Raw genomic sequence first — 679 nt, 5'->3', positions numbered from 1 at the left:
ACAGAGGCTGCTGTAGAATGCGCGCCTCGGTACAGCGAAAGCTGACCAACCGCTCTTTAACAATTGAATCAAGCAATTCGTGTGGGTGCTTGTGGAGTCAGACTGATAGTCAACAAGATTATCAGCATCACAAGTTACTCCGCGAGAAATCAAAGATGTAACCAACGATTGCTGAGCCAAGTTTAGGGTTTCTTAAAAACCCAAAGATGTTTGAACTGAAGAGTTTGATCATGGCTCAGATTGAACGCTGGCGGCAGGCCTAACACATGCAAGTCGAGCGGTAGAGAGAAGCTTGCTTCTCTTGAGAGCGGCGGACGGGTGAGTAATACCTAGGAATCTGCCTGATAGTGGGGGATAACGTTCGGAAACGGACGCTAATACCGCATACGTCCTACGGGAGAAAGCAGGGGACCTTCGGGCCTTGCGCTATCAGATGAGCCTAGGTCGGATTAGCTAGTTGGTGAGGTAATGGCTCACCAAGGCTACGATCCGTAACTGGTCTGAGAGGATGATCAGTCACACTGGAACTGAGACACGGTCCAGACTCCTACGGGAGGCAGCAGTGGGGAATATTGGACAATGGGCGAAAGCCTGATCCAGCCATGCCGCGTGTGTGAAGAAGGTCTTCGGATTGTAAAGCACTTTAAGTTGGGAGGAAGGGCAGTTACCTAATACGTGA

General features: G+C 50.2%; 1 rRNA gene. It reads left to right on the top strand.

Annotation, left to right across the window (positions count from 1 at the left end):
- Positions 1-212: 212 nt before the first annotated feature.
- Positions 213-679: ribosomal RNA gene (locus tag GHN92_RS23620) — 16S ribosomal RNA — on the top strand; the annotation flags it as partial.

The sequence above is a fragment of the Pseudomonas sp. FSL R10-2964 genome (assembly GCF_009600035.1).
Classification (GTDB): Bacteria; Pseudomonadota; Gammaproteobacteria; order Pseudomonadales; family Pseudomonadaceae; genus Aquipseudomonas; species Aquipseudomonas bubulae.
Note: the sequence above shows the minus strand (reverse complement) of the source record. Positions and strands in the feature narration are given on the sequence as shown.